Below are 23,769 nucleotides of genomic sequence, written 5' to 3' on the forward strand. Positions count from 1 at the left end.
TGTCTGAGTATCGCCTTAAGGCGATGCGAGTTTGGGTCCCGGCCGCTCTTTTCGCCGAATCCCGAGGGGGTAGTCGCCCCATCCGGCGCGCCTTTTTTGCCTACTTTTTTGGCAAGACAAAAAAGTAGGTCGCCGCCCCGCAGGGGAGGTGAAACTGCAGTTGAAGTTGCCTTTGACATTTAGCAGTTGCAACCCCACCCAACAAAAACAAAACCCAAACGGAGACACCCCATGCCCCATATCGACATCCACAAACTAGCCGACGAAGCCCGCTTCAACCGCTTCCACGCCCAAATCCTCCTCTGGTGCGCCCTCATCATCATCTTCGACGGCTATGACCTGGCCGTGGTCGGCATCGCGCTGCCCTCGATCATGAAGGGCATGGGCGTGGACGCCACCAGCGCCGGCTTCATGGTCAGCGCCGCGCTGTTCGGCATGATGTTCGGCGCGATCTTCATGGGCACCGTGGCCGACCGTATCGGGCGGCGCCGCGCCATCGCCATCTGCATCCTGTTGTTCAGCGTCTTCACCGCGGCAGCCGGCTTCACCAGCGATCCCGTGACATTCAGCGTGACGCGCTTCCTGGCCGGCCTGGGCATCGGCGGGGTCATGCCGAACGTGGTGGCGCAGATGACCGAGTACTCGCCGCGCAAGATTCGCGGGACCATGGTCACGCTGATGTTCAGCGGCTACTCGGTGGGCGGCATGCTGGCCGCGCTACTGGGCAAAGGCATGATTGAAAGCTACGGCTGGCAATCAGTCTTCCTTGCCGCCGGCCTGCCGGCGCTGCTGATCCCGGTCATCCTGAAGTCCTTGCCGGAGTCCATGCCCTTCCTGATCAAATCGGGCCAGGTCGATGCACTCAAGCACATCGCCTCCCGCCTGGAACCAGGCTACCGGCCCCAGCCCGGCGACCAGTTCGCGCTGCCCGCCGGCGACAAGGCGGGCGACGCACCCATTGGCAAGCTGTTCCAGGACGGACGCGGCTTTTCCACGGTGATGTTCTGGGTGGCGTTCTTCATGTGCCTGTTCATGGTCTACGCGCTCAGCTCCTGGCTGGCCAAGATGATGGCCGGCGCAGGCTATAGCCTGGGCTCGGCGCTCACCTTCGTGCTGGTGCTGAACTTTGGCGCCATGATCGGCGCCATCGGCGGCGGCTGGCTGGCGGACCGCTTCAATATCAAGTACGTGCTGGTGGGCATGTACGCCCTGGCCGCGGTATCGATCACACTGCTGGGCTACCCGGTGCCCACCGCGCTGCTGTTCGTGCTGGTGGCGCTGGCCGGCGCATCGACCATCGGCACGCAGATCGTCACCTACGCCTATGCCGGGCAGTTCTATCCGATGGCGGTCCGCGCGACCGGCATTGGCTGGGCGTCGGGCATCGGACGCAGCGGCGCCATCCTGGCGCCGATCGTGATCGGCGCGCTGGTGGGCATGTCGCTGCCGCTGCAGCAAAATTTCGTGGCCATCGCCATTCCGGCGGTGATCGCGATGATGGCAGTCTTGCTGATCGATCATCGGCGCTCGGCTTCGGCGCAGCATGGCGAGGGCAAGACGGAGCATGTAGCACCCATCGCGCTGGTGGCGGGGTCACGCACAACATCGTAAGGGGGCGTGCGGCGCAAGCGCCGCCACCCAWGCGCTGACGGGTAAGATCGCGATTCGCTCCGGGCTGCCCGGCCGAGGGGCGCATCCCGAAAGTTCATTCAAGTCCACAAACAATGACCCCATTTCGCGGAAAGCTTCGGACGCGCCATCTGGAGATCATTCTCTCCGTCGCGGAACTTGGAAACCTGTCCAAGGCCGCCGAGCAATTGCACATGACGCAGTCCGGGCTCTCGCGGGCGGTTGCCGAGGTCGAGGAGATCGTTGCCGGGAAGCTGTTCGAACGATCCGCGAAGGGCATGATGGCCACCGCGCTCGGGGCCGCGATGTGCCGCCATGCGGCCTTGCTCCTGAGCGACTTCCACAAGGCCGAGGCGGATCTGGGTGCCATCGCCAGGGGCGATCTCGGCAACATGATCCTGGGCTGCTTCTCGATGTTCAGCCGGTGGCCGCTGGCGGAGGCCATACTCCTGTTCCGGCAGGCGAATCCGCGCGTGGAGATCACGGTGGAAGTCGGATCGCACGAGGCCCTGATCGAGAAACTGGATGCCGGCGCGATCGACCTGCTCATCAGCCGCGCCCCGAGAAGCCAGAGCGCGGAAACCTACCGGACTGCCGCGCTGGTGCATGACGGCATCGTGCTTGCGTGCGCACCGGATCATCCGCTGGCCAGGCAGGATGTCGATATCGCCACGTGCGTCCAGTACCCCTGGATCTCCGCGCCACCGGGAAGCATCCTTCGGGAAATGCTGGTGCATGAAATCCGGGAAGCCGGTCTCCCGGCGCCGGAAATTGTGGGCGCGCTCTCGCTGGAACTGGGGCGCGAACTGATGTCGCACGGCCACTTCCTGTGGCAACTCCCAGAAAGCGCCGCACGCTTCATGGCCGCGCGCGGCGAAATCAGCATCCTCCCGCTGTCGTTCAATCTCAGTCTTGGCCCGCTGTCGGCCATCTGGCGGCGCGACCGGACCAGCACGCGGCAGACGCGCAGCTTTATCCTCAGTCTGCGGCGCGTGGTCGAATCCTCCTGGGACGCCGGCAGCCACTAAGCCTCCGGCTTGCCCCATGCGCGGGCAATCGGACGCCCCTTGGAAATCATCCGCATCGCACGGGTGCCACCGCGTTTTCCCGTGCCGTGGCCCGCGTCCGCCACGCTCTTTCACCTGCCTCGAAGCGCCGGCACAGGCCATGCGACCTACGCATGATGCTTCTCAAATTCGTCATGCCTTGCCGCTCCACCTTCGCTCTACCATCGGTATCGGTCGCAGGCTAAAGACATCGCCCACGCGGCAAGTCTTCGCCGGATATCAGAGAGATCGCCACCTTGTTCTGCTGAGCGCTCCAACCGAAACCACGAAAAGAGGAAGCAATGAGGAAGAACGGCTGCAGGTCTGCCATCACGGGAAGTGCATTTCCACGAGTTCATCTGCGCCAGCTTTTCCTGGCAAGCCTGGCAGCAACCGCGCTGGGCTGCGCGGCAAGTGCATCGGCCGCGCAGCCCGACGGTGTCTCACTCAGCGGCCTGGTAACGGCGGGCCCCACGGTGACGTCGAATGTCGGAGGGGCTTCCCGCTATGGCGTCGACTCCGGCCCGTACCGGCCCAACTACATTGCCATGAACGGTTCCGAGACGTTGTCGCCGGACATGGCGGCGTACTTCAGGCTGGCCGGCCGGTTCTTTGCGGATAACGGCCAGACGGTCGGGCAGCTCTTCAACACCAATGCGATCGTTGGCCTGCGCGGTTCGCTCGGCGACCTTGCCCTGGGATACACCCGGGACTTCATGTTCGATTTCCTGACGATCCCCGGCTTCAGCGGCTCGTGGTTCGGTGGCATCTGGGGCAGCCCGCAGGGGCCGTTCCTGAATTTTGGCGGCGTCTACAGCCCGGCTCGCACGGGTTCGTTCGACGCCGACCGGACCAACGGCGAAGCGCTGGCCAACGCGGCCAAGTACACCAGGCAATTCGGGCCGCTCAAGCTCGGCGCGATGTACGCCCTCGGCGAGCGCACCAGCTCGATCAACGACGGAAGCACCTATAGCCTCGGCGCACTCTACGAAACCCCGCGCTATGGCGCCGCCGTCGCCTATACGGATTTCAGGGATAGCAGCACGCCCACCAGCCGCGCGCACTTCCAGACGATGGGGCTGGGGGCGAAGTGGAACATCGGCGAGTCAACGATTGCCGGGTCTTACACCCGCGTGAGAAACGCGATCACCAATGGCGCGATCGACACGTTCGGCGCCGGCTCGACCGTGCCTGTGGGCAATAGCTACACGATTAACCTCCACTACCAGTACATGAAGGGCAATGCGGCGCTGCAGGACCGCTACGCGCATCAGATCCTGCTGAAACTGGACAAGGCGCTGTCGCTGAGAACCCACGTCTACCTGCAAGCCGCGTTCCAGAAGGCGGGGGGCACCGCGGACGCCAAGGCCTTCATCAACGGCGCTGCCGGCCCGTCGGACAGCAACAAGCAAGTCCTGTCCGGGCTCTTTGTCGAACACGCATTCTGAGCGGGACGCGCGCCTACCATGAAGAACCCCCCATTGCATGTCGATCCCCTGGACATCTCCGAGGTGATCGACAACATCCCGCCCAATCGACACCGCCGCCGCATCATCGCCATCTGCTTTGCCGTGGTTGCGCTCGAGGGCTTCGATGCAGCCATCATTGGATTCATTGCGCCGCAGATCGCCACGCATTTCAGCGCGAAGCCTGCCGAGATCTCCGCAGCCATCGCAGCGGGGATGTTTGGGCTGCTGTTCGGCTATATCACCGCGGGAAGCGTTGCCGATACGCGAGGCCGCAAGCCTGTGCTCGTGGCCGGCACGCTCGCGTTTGCGCTAGCCACCCTCGCCTCTGCGTTCAGCGCGTCGCTATTCCAGCTGGTGGCATGGCGATGCATGACCGGCGTGGGCGTCGGCGTGGCAATGCCCGCCGTTGCCGCGCTGCTGGCGGAATTGCTGCCCGCCCGCCGGCGCGCATCCGCGCTCTCCGGCGTGTTCTGCGGGTTCCTGTTCGGCTCAGCCGCGGCCGGCTTCCTGACCGGGCATCTGATCGACAGCATCGGCTGGCAGGGGCTGTTTCTCCTCGGCGGCATCGGGCCGCTGCTGCTCGTTCCCGCCATCCTTGCCTTGTTGCCTGAGTCGCCAGCGTTCCTGGTGCAGACCGGGGCCGGTTCGGGCCGGGTATGCGCCGCCCTGGCCAAGCTGGGCGCGCCCCAGCCTGGCGCAGCGATGTTCAAGGCTCCCGCGCCGCCGGCCGAGATCACGAAGGGCAGCGTGGCGCAGCTCTTCAGCACGCAGTACCGGTCAACCACGGTGCTGCTCTGGCTGCTGATGTTCCTGATACTGGGCAGCTTCTATGTCATCGCAAGCTGGCTCCCGACCTTGATCAGGAGTACCGGGGAAAGCGTTGCCATGGCCTCCAGGACGGCGTCCCTGTTCCAGTTTGGCGGCTTGGCCGGCGCGGTGGTGGGCGCCTTCGCCATCCGCCGCATCGCGCCGCTGAATCTTGTTGGGATCGCCTTGCTGACCGGTGCCGCCAGCCCGCTTCTGATCGCCTCGCCCGATGCCACGGCTGGGTACGCCGTCGCCGTGTTCTGCTCGGGCTTCCTGATCAGCGGGCCCATCGTCGTGCTCAACGCCGTCGCGGTTGCGGCCTACCCCACGCAGATACGTTCCGTGGGCGCGGGCTGGGCCAGCGCGCTCGGCCGCGTGGGATCGCTGGCGGGCGCGGGCTCTGTCGGGCTGTTGATCAAGTCCGGCGTGGGACTGCCCGAGATCATCGCCGCTGTCGGCGGCACGGTGCTGGTGTGCGCCGTGATCGTACCGTTCCTTATCCGCAAGTTGCGTGAACCTGGAGTCTGATCCAATGCCAGTCAAAGAGAAATCCGTTGTGTTGGCCTTGTCCATCGGCGCCATCCGTGGCGAGGCGTCCGATGGCGTCCTTGCATTTCGCGGGGTGCCTTATGGCGAGCGAGCCCATCCTGGGAGCCGGTTATCCGAGGTGACGCCGCCGTCCGCATGGACTGGCGAACGCGATGCCACCGCGCTCGGCGCGGTCTTCCCGCAAGCGCCTTCGCGCCTGGCCACGGTCATGGGCAACGGCATCGACCGCAACCCGCAGTCCGAAGACGCGTTCCTCCTCAATGTGTGGGCGCCGCGGGATGCGGAGCGCCGGCCAGTGTTCGTGTTCATTCATGGCGGCGGCTTTCTCACCGGCGGTGGCACCGCTGCCTGGTATGACGGCGAGTGCATGGCCAGGGAAAGCGGGATGGTCGTGGTCACGGTCAACTACCGGCTTGGCGCGCTGGGTCATTTCACCGATGCCAGCGATGCGCGCGGCGCCAATCGCGCCGTTCGCGACCTGATTCGCGCCCTGGAGTGGGTGCAGGAACATATCAGCCGGTTTGGCGGCGATCCGGCGCGCGTCACGGTGGGCGGCCAGTCGGCCGGGGCCTACTACGCCTGGTTGCTTGGCGTCAGCCCCGCGTCAAAGGGGCTGCTCCATCGGAACGCCATGTTCAGCCTGCCGGCCCTGCCGCCGCTGTCGCCGGACGACGCGTATCGCACGAGCCTCGCGTTGCTCGACGCCGCAGGCGCGCAAGACATCGATACCTTGTCGGTCAATGACATCCTTGCCGCGCAAAGCCAGTTGATGCGGTCGCGCGCCAGGTTCGGCGAAGTCTCGGTCGGCTTCCGGCCGGTGGCGGAAGATGGCCTTGTCCCCGACTGGCTCTTCGACCTGCCGCGTGCGGCCAGGCAAGCGCACGTGTCAGCGTCCCTGCTAGGCTTTACGGCTGACGAGAGTACCGCCTTCATGGCAGCCGCGCCCGAGGTGGTGGAAGCCTCGGCGCAGCAGGTCATGGCTTGGTTCGAGACCAGGTTCGGGGCGGCCGCAATGAAGCATTACGCGGCCTTTGCCGCCGCGCGCCCGGCCCACACGCCGTACACCCAGTTGGTCGATGCAAGCGGATACAGCTTGTTCGGCGCCGCGGCGCGCGAGATCTCCAGCGCTCTCGCCGGCGCGGCCAAGCCTGTCTATCCATACCGGTTCAGCGTGCAGAGCCGCGTGCCAAACCTCATGAGCCCGCACTGCCTGGAACTGCCCTTCCTGTTCGGGAACCGCGGCGACTGGCTTGATGCGCCCATGATTGCAAATATCCCCGAAGAGACATTCGAGAACGTGGGCGCCGCATTCCGCCTGGCCATATCCAGCTTTGTCACGGCGGGAAAGCCAGCCACGCTGTCTGGTGCTGCGTGGCAGCCCTTCAACGTCGCCGCGCCGGGCATCGCGGACATCGCGGATGCCGGCATCTCCTGGAAGCCGTGGCATCCCTTGCTTGCCACTGAGCGCCAGCCATGAGTAGCGATCCGTCCGGGAACCAGTGACAACCTCGTCTCTGGCCGACAATACCCGCCCCGCTCTGTGTGGCGGCAGACATTCGCGGCCTTCTCCTGGTCCCAGACTCGTCCATGTACGTGAGTGGCCCCTGGCGCCGTACCTTCGCCCCGCCATGCCCTTTCCCAGGCTGGCGGGGCTCCTTTCGTCTCCGGTTGGGCAACGTCAAGCCATCACCGGGCCAGCCGTGCACCCGGCCACATCCGCACCACCAGCGCCCCGATGGCCGTCGCGGTAGACAACAGCGTCACCGCCATCCAGCCCCAGCGCGCCAGCAGCACGCTGCCCAGCGCGGCGCCGGCTGCCATCCCCACGAACATGCCCACAAACAGCACCGCATTGAGGCGGCTGCGGGCACCAGGCTCGATGCCGTAGACGATGGTCTGGTGCGCGACCAGCGTAACCTGCACGCCAAGGTCGAAGCCCAGCGCGCTGGCGCCAATCAGCCACAGCCGTGCGTGCGGTGCAAGCAGCGGCGAGAACAGCATCCCGGCGAACGAGATCGCGGTCAACGCAATGCCCAGGCGGGTGACGAGCTCCGGGCCCTTGCGGTCTGCCAGGCGGCCCGCCAGCGGTGCGGCGAGCGCGCCGGCGGCACCGGCCAGGCCGAATGCGCCAGCCGCCGCGCTGCCCAGGTGGAACGGCGCGCCGTGCAGCATCACGGCCAGGGTCGACCAGAATGCGCTGAAGCCAACCGACAGCAGCCCCTGCGACAGCGTCGCCCGGCGCAGCGCACCGTGCTTCTGCCACAGCTTGCCGAGCGAGCCCAGCAGCGCGCTGTAGGCAAGATGGGTGGTGGGCTTGAAGCGCGGCAGGCCGCGCGCGGCCACCACGCCGATCAGCGCAATGCTGGCCGCTGCGATCACGAACATGACGCGCCAGCCGAAGTGCTCGGCCACAAACCCGCTGAGCACGCGCGAGAGCAGGATGCCGAGCAGCAGCCCGGTCATCACGGTGCCGACAACCTTGCCCCGGTGCGACTCGGGCGCCAGCGTGGCGGCGGCCGGCACGATGTCTTGCGCCATCGTCGCGGCCAGCCCGATCGCCAGGCTGGTGGCCAGCAGCAGCCCGATGCCGGAGGCAGCGCCGCTGGCCAGCAGCGCGACGCTGAGCACGGCAGCCTTGGCCAGGATGATGCGCCGGCGGTCGTAGCGGTCGCCCAGCGGGGCCAGCAGCAGGATGCCCAGCGCATAGCCGAGCTGCGTGAGCGTGGGCACCAGGCCGACCGCCGCATCGGACGCGCCGATGTCCGGGCCCAGCACGCCGAGCATGGGCTGGCTGTAGTACAGCGACGCCACCGCCAGGCCGGCGCCCGCGGCAAGCAGCAGGACCAGCCGCGCGGGCAGGCCGGTGGCAGGGGAATCCGCCGTGTGCGCGGTGTGCGCGGCAGCGGTGGTATGCGCAGCTTGAATGGAAGACATTGCGTTAGCCCTCAGGTGGAAAACATGGCCGGAGTTTGCCGGTGGCCCGCGGCACGTGGTAGTACTACACTTCGCACAATGGCTATACGCCAGACGCATGACCAATGGCCGCCATGCCGGAAACCATGAAAACCCAGCCCTCCCCCCCAGTCGCTCCAGCCACCCCCTCCACGCCTTCCGCCGACCGCGTAGAGCTGATGCAGACCTTCGTGCGGATCGTGGAGGCCGGCAGCCTGTCGGCGGCCGCCGCGCAACTGGGCACCACCCAGCCCACCATCAGCCGCCGCCTGCAAAGCCTGGAGCGCTCGCTTGGCCTGCGCCTGCTGCAGCGCTCGACCCATGCAATGAAGCTCACCGAGGATGGCGAGCGCTGCTTCGGGCGCGCCAAGGAGCTGGTAGCGGGATGGGAGGCTTTCGAAGCGGACCTGCGCGGCGCCGGTGACGAGCCCGAAGGCACGCTACGGGTCGTGGTGCCGCATGCCTTCGGGCAGCAGCAGCTGGTGGGGCCGCTGGCGGAGTTCCTGCGCCGTCACTCGCGGGTGACGGTGGAGTGGCTGTTGTATGACCGGACACCGGAGTTCATTGCCGACGGCATCGACTGCGCCATCCACGTTGGCGAGGTGAGCGATCCGTCGGTGGTGGCGATCCGGCTTGCCGAGGTGCCCCGCATCGTTGTTGCCGCCCCTGCCGTGCTGCAAGGCTCGGCGATGCCCTCGCACCCGAACGAGCTGGCCATGCTGCCCTGGCTTTCCCTGCGCACCTTCTATCGCAACGAGGTGACGCTGACCCATGCGGTCACGGGCGAGAGCCAGCGGCTGACGTTCCGCCCGCGCGTGGGCACCGACAGCCTGTATGCGTTGCGCAGCGCGGCGGCGCTGGGCCTGGGCGTGGCCGTGGCATCGGCCTGGCTGATGGCCGAGGATATTGCACAGGGCCGGCTGCTGCACCTGGTGCCCGAGTGGCAAGCCTCCTCGCTGCCGATGTACCTGATCTATCCCTATGCGAGCTTTTATCCGGCCAAGCTGCGCCGCTTTGTGGAGACGATGCGGCAATGCGTGCCGGCGACCATGGCAGGCTGAATGCGCCGCCCGGAACAAGCATTCCCCGTCCGGAGTCGAACCCGATAGGTTCGTCACGGAACGGGAGGTTGCAATGCGTAAAGACCTGTGCCTTGCCGCCGTGGCACTGTTTAGCATCCACGCGCTTGCCGCGCCGCCCGGCGGTCGCCTCTCCGTCTCCTTCCTCAACCCGGAAAGCTACACCGATGCCGCATACAGCCACGCGTACGCCAGCGAGAAAGATCTCGCCACCGTGGAGCACGATATCAGCCAGCACCTGGAGCGCCTGGCCGGGCGCAAGGTGCCGCCGGGCGACACGCTCAAGATCGAGGTACTCGACATCGACCTGGCGGGCCGCTTCGAGCCGCTGCGTTTCCACGGCCAGGATGTGCGCGTGGTGCGGGACATCACCTGGCCGCGCATGACGCTGCGCTACACCCTGAGCCAGGGCGACCAGGTGCTGGCCAGCGGCGAAGACCGGCTCGTCGACATGAATTTCTTGATGTCGGTCAACACCTACGCGAGCAGCGACCCGCTACGCTATGAGAAGGCCATGTTGGATGACTGGTTCGACAAGCGCATCGTCCAGCGCGTGGTCGAGCATGCCAACTAGCACACCAACGAGCACGTCATCGAGCGATAGCCAAAGTCCAGAGCCACCCCGGCGCCATCAAATCTCGTCGGGCACCCGGTCGAGGTCCTTCATCCACACCACGGACTCCGAATCGCTCGGTGCCCGCCAGTCTCCGCGCGGCGACAGCGAGCCGCCCGACCCCACCTTGGGCCCGTTCGGCACGCACGAGCGCTTGAACTGGCTGGTCCGGAAAAAACGGTCGAGGAAGATGCGCAGATTGCGCTTGATGTCGGCCAGCTTGTACACGTTGCGCACCGCGTCCAGCCCGTCAGGCCAGTTGCCCTTGTCGCGCTCGCCCCATGCGCTCAAGGCAAGAAAGGCGATCTTGGTCGGCGCAAAGCCGAACCGCAGCGTGTAGTACAGGTTGAAATCCTGCAGCTCATACGGACCAATGAAGTTCTCGGTCTTTTGCTGGGGAGCGTCGGCGGAGTCGCCCGGCACCAGTTCCGGGCTGATCTCCGTGCCAAGCACGTCGAGCAGGACGTCCGAGCCGGCATTGCCGATCTGCCCGGTCTCCGCCACCCAGCGGACCAGGTGCGAGATCAGCGTCTTTGGCACACTGCCGTTCACGTTGTAATGCGACATGTGGTCGCCCACGCCATACGTGCACCAGCCCAGGGCCAGCTCGCTCAGGTCGCCGGTGCCGATCACGATGGCGTGGCTGTGATTGGCGAAGCGGAACAGATGGTTGGTACGCTCGCCGGCCTGCACGTTCTCGAACGTGACGTCGTACACAGGCTTGCCAGACGCGTAGGGATGGTCGAGGTCCTTGAGCATCTCGACGCAGCTTGGCCGGATGTCGATCTCCTTGGCCACGCAGCCCACCACCTCCATCAGCTTGCGCGCCTGGAGCAGCGTGCGGTCGCTGGTGGCAAAGCCCGGCATGGTGATGCCGATGATGTTGGTGCGCGGCAGCTTCAGCCGGTCCATGGCCTTGGCGCACACCAGCAGCGCGTGCGTGGAATCCAGCCCGCCGGAGACGCCGATCACCACCTTGGAGATGCCGCTGGACGACAGCCGCTGGACCAGCGCCTGCACCTGGATGTTGTAGACCTCGCTGCAGCGCTCGTCGCGCCGCCGCGCGTCAGACGGCACGTAGGGGAACCGCTCCACCGTCCTGCGCAGCGCCAATGGCTTGTCCAGCGCCAGGTTCATGGCGAAGGGGATCACCTTGAACTTCGACACCTCCGCGCTATGGCGCCGCACCGAGTGGCCGAACGTGGTCTGGTGCATGCGCTCGCGCGACAGGCGCTCAAGGTCGACATCCGCAAAGGTCAGGTGCGAGCTGTCGGCAAAGCGCTCGGACTCCGCCAGCAGCTCACCGTTCTCGTAGATCAGCGCCTGCCCGTCCCACGCCAGGTCGGTGGACGACTCGCCCTTGCCCGCCGAGCTGTACAGGTACGCCGCCAGGCAGCGCGCCGACTGCTGGCTGACCAGCTGATGCCGGTAGCCGGACTTGCCGATCACGATGTTGGAGGCCGACAGGTTCACCAGCACGGTCGCGCCCGCCAGCGCCGCGAACGACGACGGCGGAATCGGCACCCACACGTCCTCGCAGATCTCCACATGGAAGCGCAGGAACGGCACGTCTTGCGCCTCGAACAGCAGGCCGGCGCCAAAAGGCACCTTGCTGCCGCATAGCAGCACCTCGGTGGCTACCGCGCTATCGGCCGAACTGAACTGGCGCGCCTCGTAGAACTCCCAGTAGTTCGGCAGGTAAGTCTTGGGAACCACGCCAAGGATGCGCCCGCCGGCTACCACCGCCGCGCAGTTGAACAACTGATGCTCGACCCGCAGCGGCAGCCCCACCACCAGCGTCGCGGCAATCGACTTCGACGCAGCGGCGATCGCGGCAAGGGCCGCCTCGCAGGCGTCTAGCAAGGCGCGCTGATGGAACAGGTCGTCGCAGGTATAGGCGGACAAGCCCAGCTCCGGAAAGGCCACCAGCGCCGCACCCTGGCTGGCGGCATCCCTGGCCAGCGCGATCGTTTCGGCGGCATTGAAGGCCGGATCGGCCACGCGGCACACCGGCACGCCCACGGCCACGCGGGCAAAGCCATGGGCGTAGATATTGAGGAACGGGTTCTTCGTGTCAGACATGTCAAATCATCCTTGCACTGCGCGGTGCAGCGCTTGCGGCGCAAGCCGGGCGGGGAAGTAGGTTGTGCGGTATATGGCGCAATTCTACGACGCGCGCGGCTGGCGGTGCTGGAGTGTGTTCGGATGAGCCGGGCACAGCGATGCAGCGCGCTCGCTAAAGCGGAGACACGAAATGCCGGACCCTGGGCGCCGCCGGCCCCAGGTGCAGCGCATGGACGCGGGCCTGGATCGCCTTGTCGTTCACACTGAAGCGCTCATGCTGGCGCAGATGCTCCAGCCACGACTCGATGACGAACGTCTCCACATAGCGCCCCGGCTCGTCCATGTCCTCGAACAGATTCCATGACAGCGCCCCGCCCCGCCGGCGCACGCGCCGCAGCTCGCGGGCGGCGGCATGGAACGCAGCGGCATTGGCCTTGTCGACGTAGTACTCGACGCTGATCATCACGGGGCCGCGGTCGCCCGCGGTCTCGTCAAGCACCGGCGCGCCCGCAAGATGCGGCGACGGGGTGAGATCGAGGTCGGGAGAATCGGCCAGCCGCCAGCGCATGGCCAGCGCGGCGAAAAGCAACATGCCCGCGCCGGCCACCTGCAGGGCCGGCGCCGTGCCTTTTAGCGAGGCAACCTGTCCCCATACCGCGCTGCCGGCCGCCATCGAACCAAAGAACACAAGCAGGTAGACCGCCAGCGCCCGCGCCTTGACCCACCCGGCGGCGCTACGCTGCGCACCGCCATTGAGCACGGACAGCACCACAATCCACGCCAGGCCTGCAAACAGCAGCACGATGGCGATCAGGGCGAAGCGCTTGATGCCCGACATGGCGAACAAGGCCAGCGCAAAGATCACGCTGGCGCCCAGCACCAGCCAGTCGGGCGAGAGCAGCTTGCGCAAGCGCGGCAGCATCAGCGCGCCGCCGATCGCGCCGGCGCCCACGCACGCCAGCAGCAGCCCATAGCCACCGGGGCCCACCGCCAGTTCCCTGCGCGCTACCAGCGGCAACAGCGCCCAACCGGCGCTGCCGAAAGCAAAGAACGCCACTGCGCGAACCAGTACCACCTGCAGCACTGGCGCCGCCTGCACGTAGCGCAGGCCCGCCCGCACGGCCTGGAAGAAATGCTCGGGCGGCAAGCGCCGTGCGGCCTGCGCGGGCTGCCATTGGTAGATCACCCACAGCACGCCCACCACCGATACCGCATTGAGGAGGAACACGGCAGGTGGGCCAAACAGGGTCAGCACGACGCCGCCCAGGGCAGGCCCGATCGCCCGGCTGATATTCACCCCGAGCGAGTTGAGCGCCACCGCCGATTGCAACTCCGGCTTGGGCACCAGGTCCGGCACGATGGCCTGGAATGGCGGCGCGCTCATCGCCGCGCCGGTGCCAAGCAAGAAGGTGGCGACCAGCAAGACCGCCGGCGTTACCAGCCCGGCCAGCGCCAGCAGGCCCAGCGCCGTCGCCACCACCAGCATCCAGGCCTGGGCAAACAGCAGGTATTTGCGCCGGTCCACGATATCGGCCAGCACGCCGGACGGCAGCGCAAACAGGAACATCGGCAGCGTGGTGGCGGCCTGCACCAGCGCCACCATCAGCGGCGACGGGCTGACCGACGTCATCATCCAGCCGGCGCCCACATCATGCATCCAGGTGCCGATATTGGAGACCAGCGTGGCTAGCCAGACGGCCCGGAACACCTTGTTGCGCAAGGGGCTCCACGGCCCGCCCGCAGGCTCGGCCAGCGCGGCGCCGGAGAGTTCCTGACTCATTTCAGCTCCAGGTCCAGTAATGCCGGCGGTCCGCCGCGGCGACGCGCCCGGCTAGCCACGATGGCGCCGGTGACGCAGGTCGTACCAGGCCACCAGCACAAAGCCGCCAACCAGGCCGAGGTGTTCGAAGAAGGCATTGGCCGCCATGAAACGCTCCGGCGGCGCCATCAGCCAGAACCGGTTGGCGATAAAGGTGGCAAAGGCGGTGAACACCGCCAGCGCCAGCGCGCCGGCCCAGCGATAGAAGCCGAGCAGGATCATCAGCGAAGCCCCCAGTTCGAGCGCGATGGTGGCCGCCGCCAGGGGCGCCGCTGGCGCCAGGCCGAAGTGCGCCAGTTCCGCCACGGCGCTGGGGAAATCCAGCGCCTTGTTGATGCCGCCCTGCAGATAGGCCGCGCAGAGCCCCAGCAAGCCTATCCACGCAATGACGGACCCGGTGCGCGACAGGCCATTGCCGCTGGAGATCCCGGGGTACGAGCTTCTCGATTCCATCGATGCATCCCCTTGATAGGTAAGTGGCCAACTCGCTTGCCAACTCACTTGCCAAACCGCAAAGGCGTGAAACCGGAACAGGCCGCGCCGCCCGCCGTCCTGCCGGCCACGAGCCGCGACGGCGTCACACCATGTGATTGTAGGATGCGGCCGGGCCAGGACGAAGGGAACCGAAGCCGCCCGGCGCCCACGGCCGCGGCAATCACCCTGCCGCCATGTGTGCGCGCATGCTGCTCTATCATGTCGGTCATCCGAAGATGGCTTCACATGAAATTCTCATCCGTCGTACGCTGCCTCGCGGCGATCTCGTTGCTTGGCGCGGCGCTGGCAGGCATGCCGGGCCGGGCCAATGCCAACGCCAGCCCCGCCAGTGACTTCCCGCAGCGGCCAATCCGCCTGGTAGTGACCTTTCCGCCGGGCGGCGGCACCGATACCCTGGCGCGGGTGATCGGCACGGAACTTGGGCGCAGCCTCGGGCAGGCCGTGGTGGTGGACAACCGGCCCGGCGCCAGCGGCAATATCGGCGCGGAGCTGGTGGCAAGGAGCCCGGCGGATGGCTATACCCTGCTGGTGGTCAACAGCAGCTTCGCCATCAATCCCGGCGTGTTCCGCAAGCTGCCCTTCGAGCCAGGCAAGGACTTCAGCGCGGTCATCGCGTTTGCGTCGGTGCCGTCCGTGATCGCTGTGCCGGAACACTCCCCGATCCATGGCTTCAAGGGCCTGATCGCAGCCGGCCGCTCGGGCAAGCCGCCCAGCTATGCGTCGTGCGGCAACGGCACGCCGCAGCACCTGGCGGGCGAGTTGCTGAAGATCTCGGCGAGGACCGATCTGCTGCACATTCCCTACAAGGGATGCGCCCCGGCCATGACCGATGTGCTGGGCGGCCAGGCGGACGTCAGCATCAACACGCTCACCAACACCCTGCCCTACCTCAAGACCGGCAAGCTGCGCGCGCTGGCGGTAACGTCCCGTGGCCGCTCGCCGTTCCTGCCCGAGGTGCCGGCGGCGAGCGAACTGGGCCTGCCGGGCTACGACGTTGACCAGTGGTTCGGCATCCTGGCGCCAGCGGGCACCTCGCCCGAGGTCGTGCAGAAGCTCAACCTGGAGATCGCCAGGGTCATTGCCAGGCCGGAAGTCAGGGCCAACCTGGCGAACCTGGGTTTCGCCACCACCCACAGCACGCCGGCGGAGTTCCAGCGGGTGGTGAACGCCGATATCGCGCGATGGACCAAGCTGGCCCTGCGGATCGGCCTCAAGGCGGACTGATGCAAATCGATGCGAGGATGGGACGACGTCAGCGCATGGGCTCGGCCTGCAGGTAAGCCGCGGCCTGTGGCCATGGCCTGAAGCCCACGGCCTTGCGGCCGGTCTGCACAACGCCGAAGTCGCTCGCGTCCAGGCTGGCGGCAAGCAGCTTGCCGAAGGCGTTCAGCAAGACATCGGAAGTCAGCCCGGAGGGGCCGGCCAGCGCCGGGCAGATGATCCAGGTGGTGTCGTCGCGGGTGAACACCCGCAGTGATTTCACCAGGTCGGCGGGCTGCAGTTTCTCGTCCCGCACCGCCGCGTAGTCCAGCGCGAACGCGTTGACGAAATCCTCGGTATGCCGGTGGCCCAGGCACACCACCACCTTGGGCCGCCAGCGCGCGCACATCTCGGCCAGGAAGCGGAAGCGTCCGCCGTGCCGGCACAGATCCAGGTAGCGCTCCTTGGGCACCAGGGCCGGCTGGCCGCGGAACACCGTGGACCAGGGGGTCAGGCCATCGAGCTGCATGGGCAGGGGAAACAGGTTGAGCTTGAACTCGGCCCCGCAGGCGGTGTACAGGTGGTGCTCGTAATAGGGCTTCCAGTCGGCATCGGCATCGTCGTCGCGCAAGCCCAGCACCTCAGCGCGGGCAGCGGCCATGATGCGGGCAATGCGCTGGTGGCTGAGCCATTTGCCCATGCTGGCGCGGTGCGCGGCGCGAAACGCCGCGTCCCAGGCGAGCGGCGCCAGGCGCGGCTTGAGTGGCGCGCTCAGGTGCTCGGACCACGGATGCGGGCTCCTGTCGCAAAACCAGACCGAGGCCCGCGGATTGCCCCCCTCCATCCCCACATATGAAGCAAAGTAAGTGTCTAGTTCCTGCCTTGTGAACACCGTGGTGTTCTCCATGCTGCCCCCCTGATTGCCTGGTGGGTCCCCTCTTCAGCTCTTGCCGCAGCGTGCCGGCGCCCGGGGGGCCGCGCGTGCCGTTGCGATCGTTCGCCGGATATCCCGCGCCGGCCAGGGCTGGCGCCGAATCGTTCCGGGCATTTGTGGTGCGGGTGCGCCGCGTCTGCTGCATGCTGGATAGCCTGCGCTATCCTAGTGGTCCGCCTTGCCGGTCTTGAGCATCTCGGCAATCTCGGTCGCGGAGGCCGGTGCGAATTGCGCTACGCAGGAGCGCGTCAGCGCCAGCGTGTACGAGAACGCCATGGCGCGGTCCTCGAACGTGCGGTTGAGCATGAAGTGCGCGGCGGGGACCTGGCCGTCGGCCAGCTTTGACAGGCGGACCAGCGCTCCCCAACTGCCTTGCGCCACCTCCAGGATATCCACCTCGATGGCATATCCGGCCTCGATATACGTCCTGGCCGGGCCTGCCAGCCGGCGTTCCGGTTTGTCGAGCACCATCTCGTTCCTCCACGATTCAGGTCGATTTGTGACAACCACGGCCACGCACGGCGTGCCTGGTTCCATCCGTCCATGGCTGCGGGCTTCCACCGCGGCCATGGGCTTGTCATGCGTGCCTCACGCCTGGCATTGATGCGCTCGCGCCGGCCAGCCGGTTGGCGGCAGGCGGCTTCGCGGTGGACTGGCGCACCACCAGCCCGCTGGGAAAGCACAGGCGGATCGGTGCTTCGTCCGGTTGCGCCAGCCGCAGCATGACCCGCCGCACCATGGCTTGCGCCATCTCGCCAAATGGCATGGCCACCGAGGTCAGCGCGGGATTGGTGTACGAGCACATGCCGATGTCGTCCATGCCGATCACCGAGACATCGTCCGGCACCGACAGGCCCGCCTGGTGCAGGCCGGACATCAGCCCGATCGCCATCATGTCGTTGACCGCGATGAGCCCGGTGGGGCGCGTGCTGGCCCGCGCCAGCTGCCCCGCCAGGACCTGGCCCAGTTCCGCCAGTTCGGCATCGCCGTAATGCGCGGTGGGCGGGCACTCTATCACCGCCGCGTCCCCCAGCCCGGCCTCTTTCACCGCCGCCTGGAAACCGGCGATCTTGCTCGCGCGGCTCACCGTGCGCCCGGCGGGCATGACAAAGGCGATGCGCCGGTGGCCCAGCTCGATCAGGTGCGACGCGGCCAGGTGGCCCGCCTGGAAGTTGTCGGGCGCCACATGATCGATGCGCGCCGGCATGTTCGCGTCGGCGCCGCCGTCGTAGCTGACCATGGCCAGCCCCTGCCGGGTCGCCGCCAGGAAATGCTGCTCGTCGGTGAGCGACGACACGATGATCACGCCGTGCACGCCGAACGAGAGCAGGTCGTCGAGCATGCGCGACTCCTGCTCCCGGTCCCGGTTGGTATTGCCCAGCAGCACGCGGTAGCCGATCTGGCGCTGCGCCTCGGCCTCGATCTTCAGCGCGAGCTGGCCGTACATGGGGTTGGCGGTGGACGGCACCAGCAGCCCCAGCATCGGCGTGCGGCCGGTCTTGAGCTGGCGCGCGACCTGGCTGGGCCGGAACCCGAGCGCGCGGATGGCCTCCTGCACCCGCTCGAACGTGGCGGGATTGAGCCGTTCGGTGCGTCCATTGAGCACATTGGAAACGGAACTCGCGGATACGTTCGCCAATCTGGCGACATCTTGTATGGTTGCCATTATCGGGATCTCATGCCAGCTTCATCGGGCGGGGTAGCCATGGCGTCAGCATCACCGTGCCGAAGTGTAGCGGATGCACGCCGGCCTGCTGCCCAGTGCGCATGAGCAGCGGGCATGAGCGGCGGACCGAACAGGACCAGCGCCGGCACGCCTTCCAGGATCGTCCCGGACAGGATGGCGAGCGCCGCCGACACCAGCCTTTGGGCTTAATGGCCAGCACGCGCGGCAAGGCCAGGGAGGACGGCACCAGCCAGCGGCGAGACGCGTCGTGCTGCACTTCGGCTGACTCAACGATTGCCTCGGCTCCGCGCTCGGTACTAGGTCTTTGGTATTAAGCGTCTCCGTAAAACGATTTACTAAATCGATTTACAGATCATAGGCGGTCGTGGGACAAATGCAAGGACAGCGGGTTGCCGGGGGCCGCCGCCATCGCGGCGGCCCCCGGCTGCGCATTCTGAAGGAAGTGGTTCAGGCCGTGACCGCCTTGGCGCGGGCAACTTTCATCGCGCCAAGGGGACTGGGAAGACGCGCCGGCGATGGCGACCGCGTTCAGGCAAGCGTTGCGCGCGATCTATCCGGGCGCGCTGATCTACGCGGGCAACTACAGCAAATACAGCAACCAACCCACCGCCCTCAATCCCAGGCAGGCGCCAACCCCTCCGGGCTGGTCAAGCGTCCGCCCCGGTCCAGCGCAGCGATGGCGGCCATGGCCTGAATGAATCCGCGCTTCAGGCGGGCGTCAGGCGAGCGGCATCTCGTTCTCGATCCACGCCGTCACCGACGCATGCCGGGGCTGCCAGCCCAGTTCCGAGCGCGCGCGCCGGGCGCGCACGCGGCTGTTGGAGCCGAAGGAGTAGCGCGACTGGCCCTCGCCCCAGATGGGCGTGGCCGCTTCGACTGAGCAGGCCTGCACGGCCCCGAGGCCGAGCCGCCGGGCAATGGCGGCGCCGATCTCCGCGTACGAAGCCTCGCCGTTCTCGACGAAATAAAAGGCGCCCGCGGGCGCGCTGTCGAGCACGCGCGCATAGAGGTCCACCACATCGGCGATATGCACGTTGGACCAGCGGTTCACGCCCGCGCCGACGATGCGCACCACGCCGCTTTGCCTGGCCTGCGCCACCAGCGGCGGAATCTGCACGCTGTCGGCATGCAGCCCGGCGCCAACGCCGTAGATCATGCTGTTGCACAGCACGGCGCTGCGCACGCCATGCGCAGCGGCCGCCAGCACCATCTGGTCGATGGCGTAGCGTGCCGCTTTGCCCGGCTCCACCACGAACGGCGTCTGTTCGTCGAAGATGCGCGGCGACAAGGCATTGCCGCCGGCGTCGTCGCCGATCACGCTCGAGCCGCTGGTATGCAGCAACGGCTTGCCCGAGCCGCGCAATCCGGCCAGCAGCGCTTCTACCGCGGCGCGGTGGTCGCTGCTGGCGGCGTTGATCACGCCGTCGGCCTGCGCGGCCTCGCGCGTCAGCAGGGCGGCGTCGTCGAGCGTGCCCTGCACGGGCACGACGTCGCGCATGGCCAGCTGTGCGGCCTGCGCCGGGTTGCGGACCAGGCCGCGCACGCTATGCCCGGCGGCGATCAGGTGAGCCGCGACAGAGCCGCCGATAAAGCCGGCCGCGCCGGTGATGAAGATTTGCATGGGATGCTCCTGGATGCGGGCTTGCAAAGCGCGCCGGATTGGGGCTGGGCCGTGAGGCCGTAAGGCCGTGAGACCGTGAGGCGATGGCCCTGGCCGGATGAACATGACCCGAGTATCCGCGCAACCCATGCGGAGAAAAACCGTGCGGCGTGCAGAACATATTTGATTGCCGCGCAAGAATGGGCAGCGCGCACGCGACATGTGGCGCGCAATGCGGATTCGTCCATGCCGATGCCGATCAGGACCCGTTCCTGCCGCGCGTCGCCGATATCCGCGTGCCAGTGCGAGCGGATCGACGCCACCGATTAACGGCGCGGCGATGCCAGATAGGGCTGCACGCTCGCCKCCGGCATGGCGTAGCCGGCATAGCCCATCATGGTGTCCGCCCGCTCCACCCGCATCGCCCCGCTGATCCACACGGTGTCCATGCTGCGCAGCCCCGCCAGCGGCTTGTCCGTGCGCACGTGGATGACCTGGTTGGCGGGCGGCGGCGGCACATGGATGCATGCGCCAAAGTACGGCACCAGCAGGAACTCGCGGATCGCCTCGCCTTCGCCATCGAGCGAGACGACAAAGCCGGCTATGCGCACCGCCGCGCCATCGAGCGAGGGCTCCACCGGTGCGTTCTTCCAGTACTGGCGGGCTTTGTATAGCGCGATCTGCGCGCGCGGATCGGCGTCCTCCAGTTCATCGAGCCGCAGGCCCTTGAATGGCGCCAGCGGATCCCAGCCTTTGGGCAGCAAGGCCTGCCAGCCGATCTCGCGCAAGGCGGGGTCGGGCGCGGCGGGCGCGGCGGGCGCGGCGGGCGCGGCGGGCGCGGGTCGCAGCGCCTCGCCTATCGCATAGGCGGGCGGCTCGGCGGTGGCTGCATCCGCGTTGGCTTGCGGGGACGGCGGCCGGAAGACATACGCCGCGCCCGCCATGGCCACGCCGATGATGGTGAGCGCAAACGAGGCGCGTCGCACACGTGGGGTCATGCCTAGCGTCCGGGGCATCATGTGGTCGGCCTCAGCCCGTCGGCCAGGCTGAGGCGGTAAGCGCGCCACCCGGGCAGCAGGCTCACGCAGAAGCCGGCGGCCACTGCGGCGCCAAGCAGCGGCCACTCGCCCGGCGTGGGCCAGCCCGCTTGCAAGGCCACGCCGTACGTGGCTTCCAGATAGGGCCCAAGCCCCGCTGCCAGCGCGCTCAGCAACAGGAGCCCGAGCAGGGCGCCTGTGGCCATCACCACCAGCCCCTCCAGCGCCAGCATCGCCAGYAGGTCGCGCGGGCGGGCGCCGACGGCGCGCAAGATGGCCAGCTCGCGCCGCCGCTCGCCCAGCGCGGCAAGGATGGAGGACGCCAACCCCGCCAGCCCGACCACCACCACCAGCGCCGACACCAGCAGCATGGCGCGCTCGGCCACGCCGATGACCCGCCACAGCTCGTCCAGCGCCACGCCCGGCAGCACCGCCATCAGCGGCTCGTGCGGGTCTTCGGCAATCTCGCGCTGCACGGCAAACACCTGCGACCTCAGCTTCAGGCCGACCAGCACGCCCGTCACGCCTTGGGGCGCCAGGTCGAACTTGCGCACCTGCTCCGGCAGGATCGCCAGGCCCGGCAGCGGTACGCCGCCCTCCCAGCCGAGGTGGATGGCTTGCATGGCTTCCAGGCAAATATGCACGGTACGGTCCACCGGCGTGCCGGTGCGCGCGAGGATGCCGCTGACCACGAAGGGCTTGTCGGCATGTTCATGATGGCTGGCATGATCGGCTTGTGGGCCATCGTCACCGCCCTCGCCATGGCTAAGCACGATGCGATCGCCCACGCGGTAGCCCAGCCGGCTCGCCACCTCGGCGCCAAGCACCGCATCGAACAGCGACGGGAAGATCCTGCCCTGCGCCAGTTCCAGCACACGGCGGTCCCCGTAGCGGTAGTGGGTGAAGTAGCTGGCCGTGGTCGCCAGCACCGGGAAGCCGCGGTGCGAGTCGCCCAGCGAGAGCGGAATGGTCCACGCCACCGCCGGATGCCGCGCCAGCCGCTCGGCGCTGTCCCAGCGCATGTTGTTGCTGGCCCCGCCAAGGTGGAACACGGTGTAGAGCATCAGCTGGACCGGGCTGGTGCGCGCGCCGACCACCAGGTCGGTGCCGGACACCGACTGCGCAAAACTCTCCCGCACCGCATGCCGGATACGCTCCACGCCCAGCAGCATGGCAACGGACAGGGCAATCGCCAGCAGCATCAGCAGCAGGTTGAAGCGGCGGTTCCACGCGCTGCGCGCCGCCATCGATAGCATCAGCGTCATGCCGGCTCCATCGCGTGGATCGCGTCCGTGGCGTCCGTGGCGTCGATCGCCGGCAGCGACAACCTCTGCGCGAAGCCCGCCGACAAGCGCTCGTCGTGGCTGACAAACACCAGGCTGGCGCCGGCGATGCCGCATTCGCGCCGCAGCAACGCCATGAAGGCCTGCTGGCGCGGCGCGTCCAGCGCGGAGGTGGGCTCATCGGCCAGCACCACCTGCGGGCAGCCGATCAGCGCGCGCGCCGCCGCCACGCGCTGCTGCTGGCCAACCGAGAGCTGGGTGACAGGGCGCTGCCACAGGGCCGGCGACAGGTCGAGCTGCCTGAGCAGCGCGTGCGCGGCGGCTTCCGGCGTCGCGCCTTGTGCCGCCGTACGCTCGCGCCGGGCGGGCGAGAAGCGGCAGGGCAGCAACACGTTGTCCACGACCGACAGGTACGGCAGCAAGTTGAACTGCTGGAAGACCAGGCCAACATGATCGGCGCGGAAGCGGTCGCGCTGCGAGGCCGACAACGCGCCGAGCACGGTGCCCAGCACGCGCACGGTGCCTTGCTGTGGCAGCAGCACGCCGGCCAGCATCGACAGCAAGGTGCTCTTGCCGCTGCCGCTGGGCCCGCACACGAACACCTGCTCGCCCGCGCCCAGCCGGAGCCGGTCAAGCCGCAGGCCAGGCGCGGCCTGCGCGGGCCAGGTGAATGCGATGTCCTGCAGGTCGATGACGGCGTCGCCGCTCGCCTTGCCGCCCTCGCCACGTTCGCCGATACCAGTCACCATTCAGAACCTCGCCAAGCATAATGCAACAGTGTTGCATTATGCTGTGACCTGGCAAAGGATGGCAAGCGGCCCGGGCCGCATCCACACCGCGACGGGCCTGGCGTCTACCTGGCCGGGCGCGCCGGCACGCGGCTCGCGGTGACCGTGACCTCGACCAGCCACCCCGGCGGCACCAGCCGCAACACTTCGGCGCGCGTACGCACTGGCACGCTGGGCTGCTTGCCGGTCCCGAAATATTGGTTATAGACATCCGAGAAACCAGTGAAATCCGGTTTGCCCGTGGCCGGGTCCGCCACGATCAGCGCCTGCATGGAGACGATGTCGCCCATCTGGTAGCCGCGGTCCTTGAGGATGCGCTCGATCTGACCGAGCACGTTGCGGGTCTGGGTCGCGGTGTCGCCATAGGAGGCCGCGGTATCGGGCGGCGCGGAGGCATTCGCCACCGTGGGCCCCACGCCGCTGAGCACGAGTTGCTCCGCGCTGGCGGGAATCTCGATCGCCTCGGCGAACTCGCGCGCCCAGGGCTCGGTCATGTGCGCCGGGTTGCGATGGCGGACGATCTGCTCGGCGGCGTTGGCCGTGGCGATGCAAAGTGCCGGAGCGACGAGGGTGGCGATGGAAATACACGAAAGCAAGCGTGTTGCGCGCATGGGGGGCCTGTCGGTAGATGCAAGCAAGGAGGATCCGGGCAACGCGGCGTTGCCTTGCCGGACCGTGCAAACGCGGGACGCGGGACGCAGAACACGAAACACTAAAG

Annotated in this window: 20 protein-coding genes; 8 read left to right on the plus strand and 12 right to left on the minus strand. The window is 67.5% G+C overall.

The window, feature by feature from the left end; genetic code table 11:
• Positions 1-231: 231 nt before the first annotated feature.
• From AB4061_RS16255 to AB4061_RS16275, 5 genes are all read left to right on the plus strand, one after another.
• Positions 232-1,611 (plus strand): MFS transporter, encoded by a 1,380-nt coding sequence (locus tag AB4061_RS16255; RefSeq protein ID WP_441635490.1) that lies wholly within the window; start codon positions 232-234, stop codon positions 1,609-1,611.
• Between the two features lie 113 nt (positions 1,612-1,724).
• Positions 1,725-2,657 carry a LysR family transcriptional regulator gene (locus AB4061_RS16260; RefSeq protein WP_441635492.1) on the plus strand — a complete coding sequence of 311 codons (933 nt, stop codon included), beginning with the start codon at positions 1,725-1,727 and terminating at the stop codon, positions 2,655-2,657.
• A gap of 320 nt (positions 2,658-2,977) precedes the next feature.
• Positions 2,978-4,123 carry a porin gene (locus AB4061_RS16265; protein ID WP_441635494.1) on the plus strand — a complete coding sequence of 382 codons (1,146 nt, stop codon included), beginning with the start codon at positions 2,978-2,980 and terminating at the stop codon, positions 4,121-4,123.
• A gap of 18 nt (positions 4,124-4,141) precedes the next feature.
• Complete coding sequence (locus AB4061_RS16270; protein ID WP_441635496.1) at positions 4,142-5,479, plus strand: MFS transporter; 1,338 nt, start codon at positions 4,142-4,144, stop codon at positions 5,477-5,479.
• Between the two features lie 4 nt (positions 5,480-5,483).
• Positions 5,484-6,977 (plus strand): carboxylesterase family protein, encoded by a 1,494-nt coding sequence (locus AB4061_RS16275; RefSeq protein WP_441635498.1) that lies wholly within the window; start codon positions 5,484-5,486, stop codon positions 6,975-6,977.
• Positions 6,978-7,186: 209 nt separating this feature from the next.
• On the opposite strand, the gene AB4061_RS16280 is transcribed toward AB4061_RS16275, so the two are convergent.
• Positions 7,187-8,434, minus strand: coding sequence for an MFS transporter (locus tag AB4061_RS16280; protein ID WP_441635500.1), 1,248 nt, complete (start codon positions 8,432-8,434; stop codon positions 7,187-7,189).
• 125 nt (positions 8,435-8,559) lie between these two features.
• On the opposite strand from AB4061_RS16280, the gene AB4061_RS16285 reads away from it, so the two are divergent.
• Positions 8,560-9,513 (plus strand): LysR family transcriptional regulator, encoded by a 954-nt coding sequence (locus AB4061_RS16285; protein ID WP_441635502.1) that lies wholly within the window; start codon positions 8,560-8,562, stop codon positions 9,511-9,513.
• A 73-nt stretch (positions 9,514-9,586) separates the two neighbouring features.
• On the plus strand, positions 9,587-10,105 hold the full coding sequence (locus AB4061_RS16290; RefSeq protein ID WP_441635504.1) for a DUF3016 domain-containing protein: 519 nt from the start codon (positions 9,587-9,589) through the stop codon (positions 10,103-10,105).
• A 57-nt stretch (positions 10,106-10,162) separates the two neighbouring features.
• Here the strand turns inward: AB4061_RS16290 and AB4061_RS16295 are convergent, their stop codons facing one another.
• The 3 genes from AB4061_RS16295 to AB4061_RS16305 all read right to left on the minus strand — a co-directional run bounded on the left by AB4061_RS16295 (position 10,163) and on the right by AB4061_RS16305 (position 14,480).
• Positions 10,163-12,226, minus strand: a complete 2,064-nt coding sequence (locus tag AB4061_RS16295; RefSeq protein WP_441635506.1) for an NAD(+) synthase — start codon at positions 12,224-12,226, stop codon at positions 10,163-10,165.
• Between the two features lie 154 nt (positions 12,227-12,380).
• Positions 12,381-13,988 (minus strand): MFS transporter, encoded by a 1,608-nt coding sequence (locus AB4061_RS16300; protein WP_441635508.1) that lies wholly within the window; start codon positions 13,986-13,988, stop codon positions 12,381-12,383.
• Between the two features lie 51 nt (positions 13,989-14,039).
• Positions 14,040-14,480, minus strand: a complete 441-nt coding sequence (locus tag AB4061_RS16305; protein ID WP_441635510.1) for a DoxX family protein — start codon at positions 14,478-14,480, stop codon at positions 14,040-14,042.
• 267 nt (positions 14,481-14,747) lie between these two features.
• Here AB4061_RS16305 and AB4061_RS16310 point away from each other — a divergent pair, with 267 nt between their 5' ends.
• On the plus strand, positions 14,748-15,746 hold the full coding sequence (locus AB4061_RS16310; RefSeq protein ID WP_441635512.1) for a tripartite tricarboxylate transporter substrate binding protein: 999 nt from the start codon (positions 14,748-14,750) through the stop codon (positions 15,744-15,746).
• A gap of 28 nt (positions 15,747-15,774) precedes the next feature.
• On the opposite strand, the gene AB4061_RS16315 is transcribed toward AB4061_RS16310, so the two are convergent.
• The 8 genes from AB4061_RS16315 to AB4061_RS16350 all read right to left on the minus strand — a co-directional run bounded on the left by AB4061_RS16315 (position 15,775) and on the right by AB4061_RS16350 (position 23,662).
• Complete coding sequence (locus AB4061_RS16315; RefSeq protein ID WP_441635514.1) at positions 15,775-16,629, minus strand: transcriptional regulator; 855 nt, start codon at positions 16,627-16,629, stop codon at positions 15,775-15,777.
• A gap of 192 nt (positions 16,630-16,821) precedes the next feature.
• Positions 16,822-17,127 (minus strand): hypothetical protein, encoded by a 306-nt coding sequence (locus AB4061_RS16320; protein WP_441635516.1) that lies wholly within the window; start codon positions 17,125-17,127, stop codon positions 16,822-16,824.
• Between the two features lie 106 nt (positions 17,128-17,233).
• Complete coding sequence (locus AB4061_RS16325; RefSeq protein WP_441635518.1) at positions 17,234-18,322, minus strand: LacI family DNA-binding transcriptional regulator; 1,089 nt, start codon at positions 18,320-18,322, stop codon at positions 17,234-17,236.
• Positions 18,323-19,061: 739 nt separating this feature from the next.
• On the minus strand, positions 19,062-19,964 hold the full coding sequence (locus AB4061_RS16330; protein WP_441635520.1) for an NAD-dependent epimerase/dehydratase family protein: 903 nt from the start codon (positions 19,962-19,964) through the stop codon (positions 19,062-19,064).
• Positions 19,965-20,269: 305 nt separating this feature from the next.
• Complete coding sequence (locus AB4061_RS16335) at positions 20,270-20,941, minus strand: DUF3299 domain-containing protein (protein ID WP_441635522.1); 672 nt, start codon at positions 20,939-20,941, stop codon at positions 20,270-20,272.
• 17 nt (positions 20,942-20,958) lie between these two features.
• Complete coding sequence (locus tag AB4061_RS16340; protein WP_441635523.1) at positions 20,959-22,245, minus strand: ABC transporter permease; 1,287 nt, start codon at positions 22,243-22,245, stop codon at positions 20,959-20,961.
• On the minus strand, positions 22,242-23,012 hold the full coding sequence (locus tag AB4061_RS16345; protein WP_441635525.1) for an ABC transporter ATP-binding protein: 771 nt from the start codon (positions 23,010-23,012) through the stop codon (positions 22,242-22,244). The genes AB4061_RS16340 and AB4061_RS16345 overlap by 4 nt, the downstream gene beginning before the upstream one ends.
• A gap of 104 nt (positions 23,013-23,116) precedes the next feature.
• Complete coding sequence (locus tag AB4061_RS16350; protein ID WP_441635527.1) at positions 23,117-23,662, minus strand: RidA family protein; 546 nt, start codon at positions 23,660-23,662, stop codon at positions 23,117-23,119.
• Positions 23,663-23,769 lie beyond the last annotated feature (107 nt).

The organism is Cupriavidus sp. YAF13, from assembly GCF_052113425.1.
GTDB lineage: Bacteria > Pseudomonadota > Gammaproteobacteria > Burkholderiales > Burkholderiaceae > Cupriavidus.

Bases quoted from the DNA above. Each gene is read 5' to 3' on its own strand.
- AB4061_RS16300 (WP_441635508.1), bottom strand. From the start codon at position 13,988: ATGAGTCAGGAACTCTCCGGCGCCGCGCTGGCCGAGCCTGCGGGCGGG.
- AB4061_RS16320 (WP_441635516.1), bottom strand. From the start codon at position 17,127: ATGGTGCTCGACAAACCGGAACGCCGGCTGGCAGGCCCGGCCAGGACG.
- AB4061_RS16295 (WP_441635506.1), bottom strand. From the start codon at position 12,226: ATGTCTGACACGAAGAACCCGTTCCTCAATATCTACGCCCATGGCTTT.
- AB4061_RS16325 (WP_441635518.1), bottom strand. From the start codon at position 18,322: ATGGCAACCATACAAGATGTCGCCAGATTGGCGAACGTATCCGCGAGT.
- AB4061_RS16310 (WP_441635512.1), top strand. From the start codon at position 14,748: ATGAAATTCTCATCCGTCGTACGCTGCCTCGCGGCGATCTCGTTGCTT.
- AB4061_RS16345 (WP_441635525.1), bottom strand. From the start codon at position 23,012: ATGGTGACTGGTATCGGCGAACGTGGCGAGGGCGGCAAGGCGAGCGGC.
- AB4061_RS16350 (WP_441635527.1), bottom strand. From the start codon at position 23,662: ATGCGCGCAACACGCTTGCTTTCGTGTATTTCCATCGCCACCCTCGTC.
- AB4061_RS16280 (WP_441635500.1), bottom strand. From the start codon at position 8,434: ATGTCTTCCATTCAAGCTGCGCATACCACCGCTGCCGCGCACACCGCG.
- AB4061_RS16285 (WP_441635502.1), top strand. From the start codon at position 8,560: ATGAAAACCCAGCCCTCCCCCCCAGTCGCTCCAGCCACCCCCTCCACG.
- AB4061_RS16315 (WP_441635514.1), bottom strand. From the start codon at position 16,629: ATGGAGAACACCACGGTGTTCACAAGGCAGGAACTAGACACTTACTTT.
- AB4061_RS16270 (WP_441635496.1), top strand. From the start codon at position 4,142: ATGAAGAACCCCCCATTGCATGTCGATCCCCTGGACATCTCCGAGGTG.
- AB4061_RS16260 (WP_441635492.1), top strand. From the start codon at position 1,725: ATGACCCCATTTCGCGGAAAGCTTCGGACGCGCCATCTGGAGATCATT.
- AB4061_RS16275 (WP_441635498.1), top strand. From the start codon at position 5,484: ATGCCAGTCAAAGAGAAATCCGTTGTGTTGGCCTTGTCCATCGGCGCC.
- AB4061_RS16305 (WP_441635510.1), bottom strand. From the start codon at position 14,480: ATGGAATCGAGAAGCTCGTACCCCGGGATCTCCAGCGGCAATGGCCTG.
- AB4061_RS16330 (WP_441635520.1), bottom strand. From the start codon at position 19,964: ATGCAAATCTTCATCACCGGCGCGGCCGGCTTTATCGGCGGCTCTGTC.
- AB4061_RS16255 (WP_441635490.1), top strand. From the start codon at position 232: ATGCCCCATATCGACATCCACAAACTAGCCGACGAAGCCCGCTTCAAC.
- AB4061_RS16265 (WP_441635494.1), top strand. From the start codon at position 2,978: ATGAGGAAGAACGGCTGCAGGTCTGCCATCACGGGAAGTGCATTTCCA.
- AB4061_RS16290 (WP_441635504.1), top strand. From the start codon at position 9,587: ATGCGTAAAGACCTGTGCCTTGCCGCCGTGGCACTGTTTAGCATCCAC.